Annotated in this window: 4 protein-coding genes; all 4 read left to right on the top strand. The window is 62.4% G+C overall.

Annotated elements, in window-relative coordinates; all coding sequences use genetic code 11:
- Positions 1 to 435, top strand: a 435-nt coding sequence (locus AADA04_RS12420) for an SIS domain-containing protein (RefSeq protein WP_340693590.1), incomplete at its 5' end; no start/stop codon positions are given.
- 85 nt (positions 436 to 520) lie between these two features.
- Positions 521 to 1,108, top strand: a complete 588-nt coding sequence (gene rfbC / locus AADA04_RS12415) for a dTDP-4-dehydrorhamnose 3,5-epimerase (RefSeq protein WP_340693589.1) — start codon at positions 521 to 523, stop codon at positions 1,106 to 1,108.
- Entirely contained in the window at positions 1,105 to 2,148 is a 1,044-nt protein-coding gene (rfbB, locus tag AADA04_RS12410; RefSeq protein WP_340693588.1) for a dTDP-glucose 4,6-dehydratase, read from the top strand. Before rfbC ends, rfbB begins: the two co-directional genes overlap by 4 nt.
- A gap of 3 nt (positions 2,149 to 2,151) precedes the next feature.
- Positions 2,152 to 2,788: sugar nucleotide-binding protein (locus AADA04_RS12405; protein WP_340693587.1), on the top strand; the 637-nt coding region annotated here is incomplete at its 3' end.

Genomic DNA, 2,788 nt, shown 5'->3' with positions numbered 1-2,788 from the left:
GACGTGCTGTTCCTGGGTCGGGGCCGCTATTTCCCATGGGCACTCGAAGGCGCGCTGAAGCTGAAGGAAGTCTCCTATATTCACGCCGAAGGCTATGCGGCTGGCGAGTTGAAGCATGGGCCAATTGCCCTGATCGAGCAGGACCTGCCGATTGTCGTGGTGGCGCCTTATGACGACCTGTTCGAGAAGACGCTGTCGAACGTGGAAGAAGTGCGTGCGCGCGGCGGCAGGATCATCCTCGTGTCAGACGACAAGGGCATCAAGGCCGCCGGAAACCGCGCCGATCACGTCACCCGCCTGCCGGACGCCGACGAGATCGCCATGCCCATCCTCGCCGCGATCCCGATGCAGCTGCTCGCCTATTTCGTTGCCGTCGCCAAGGGCACCGACGTCGACCAGCCCCGCAACCTCGCCAAATCTGTCACGGTTGAGTGACCTTCGCGCGTTGCGGGTAAAGCGGTTCATGCTATAGCCCACGGCCAAAGGCAGACGCCTGCTGCAATTGCTGATGAGCGCTCTTATGAAGCCTGATTTCCTGCCCAACCCGGTCCTCAGGGACGTGATCCACATACGTCCGGCGCGCATTGGCGACAATCGGGGTTGGTTCTGCGAAACATTCAATGCGCGGGTCTTCGCGGAGGCAGGTATCGATTGCACCTTTGTGCAGGACAATACGTCCTTCTCTGCCGCTGCGGGCACGCTGCGCGGCCTGCATTACCAGCTGCCGCCGCATGCGCAGGCGAAGCTTGTGCGTTGCACGCGCGGACGAATTCTGGATGTCGTCGTCGATATTCGTGAAGGCTCGCCGACATTCGGGCAATCGATCACCATGGAACTGTCCGCATCCGGCGGCGAGCAGGTATTCGTGCCTGAGGGCTTTGCGCATGGGTTTTGTACGCTGGAGGCCGACTGCGAGATTTCCTACAAGGTGACAACCTATTATGCGCCAGACGCCGACCGGGGGATCGCCTATGACGACCCGGCGCTCGGAATCGACTGGCCGTTCCCGGCCGCAGACCTGACACTGTCCGCGCGCGACCTGAAACATCCGCGCCTTTCCAAAATTGCCAGCGCGTTCCCGGCAGCCATGATCGGAGCAGGGCGGTGAAATACCTCGTTACCGGCGGCGCGGGCTTCATCGGATCGGCCCTGTGCTACCGCCTGATGCAATCGCCGAATGCCCATGTCACCGTGGTCGACAAGATGACTTATGCGGCCAATCCGGCTTCGCTCGCGCCGCTGGAGCGTGACCCGCGATTCCGCCTGGTGCGCGCCGATATCTGCGACAGCGCTCTCATGTTGGACCTGGCACGGGCAGAGGCGCCTGATGTGATTTTCCATCTTGCCGCCGAAACCCATGTCGACCGCTCGATTGATGGCGCCGATGCGTTCGTGAAAACCAACCTAGTCGGTACGTTCGCCATGCTGCAGGCCGCCAGGGCGTATTATGAGCGGGCGCGGCCTGATCGCTTCCGCTTCGTGCATGTCTCGACGGATGAAGTGTTCGGTTCGCTTGGGGCCGAAGGGCGCTTCGACGAAGAGACGCCCTATGATCCGTCCTCGCCCTATTCAGCCACCAAGGCCGGGGCAGACCACCTCGCGCAGGCGTGGCATCGCACCTATGGCCTGCCGGTGATCGTTTCCAATTGCTCGAACAATTACGGGCCGCGCCAGTTTCCGGAGAAGCTGATCCCCCTGATGGTGCTGAACGCGATCGCGGGGCAGGCGTTGCCGATCTATGGCGACGGATCGAATGTGCGTGACTGGCTGCATGTCGAAGACCATGCGGATGCGCTGGTGCAGATCGCCGAGCTGGGCGCGCCGGGCGAGAGCTATGCTGTTGGCGGTGACAGCGAAAAAACGAACCTCGAAATCGTCAATCTTGTTTGCGGCCTGCTCGATGCGCGCAGGCCGATAAGTGGGTCCTATACGGATCAAATAGAGTTCGTATCCGACCGGCCCGGCCATGACCTGCGCTATGCCATCGACGCCAGCAAGATCCGCAAGGATCTGGGCTGGGCGCCGTCGCGCAATTTCGAGCAGGGCTTGGCCGATACGGTCGACTGGTACCTTGCCAATGAGGCGTGGTGGCGCCCGCTGCGCGAGCGTGTCTATGCGGGTGACCGGCTCGGCAAGGTCGGAACCTGAGGGATGGCTTCTGGTCCGATTCTCGTGATTGGCCGAACAGGCCAGATGGCGCAGGCGCTGGCGCATGTCGGCGGCGCGCGTGTGGTCTGCCTCGGTCGACCGGACGCCGATCTGAAAAGCCCGGCCTCACTGGCGCAGGCGCTCGATCAGCACGCGCCCATATCGGTCATCAATGCTGGCGGGTTTACGCTGGTCGACACGGCCGAGGCAGAACCGGATGAAGCCCGCTTGCTGAATGTCGACGGGCCGCGCACCTTGGCACTTGCCTGCCGGGAGCGAGGTGTCCCGCTGATCCACATGTCGACCGACTGTGTGTTCGACGGAGATCTGCCGCGTGCCTATCGGCCTGATGATGCCAGGAACCCGATCTGCACCTATGGCCAGACCAAGCTGGATGGCGAGCTGGCTGTGGCGGACGAACTCGACAGGCACCTCATCGTGCGTGTGTCCTGGATATTCTCCCGCTTCGGGCACAATTTCGTCCGGACCATGCTGTCGCTTGCCAGTACGCGTGAAGAGGTTTCGGTCGTATCGGACCAGATTGGCTGTCCGACATATGCGCCGGCCCTTGCCGCCGGCTTGCTCGATATGGCCCGGCAGATAAGCATGCCGGGCTTCGGCGCCTGGGGCACCTATCACC

It is taken from the genome of Hyphomonas sp. (assembly GCF_037969335.1).
GTDB lineage: Bacteria > Pseudomonadota > Alphaproteobacteria > Caulobacterales > Hyphomonadaceae > Hyphomonas.
This window is presented reverse-complemented; position numbering and strand designations above follow the sequence as displayed.

Excerpts from the sequence above, each read along its gene's own strand:
- rfbC (WP_340693589.1), top strand. The coding sequence starts at position 521 with ATGAAGCCTGATTTCCTGCCCAACCCGGTCCTCAGGGACGTGATCCAC.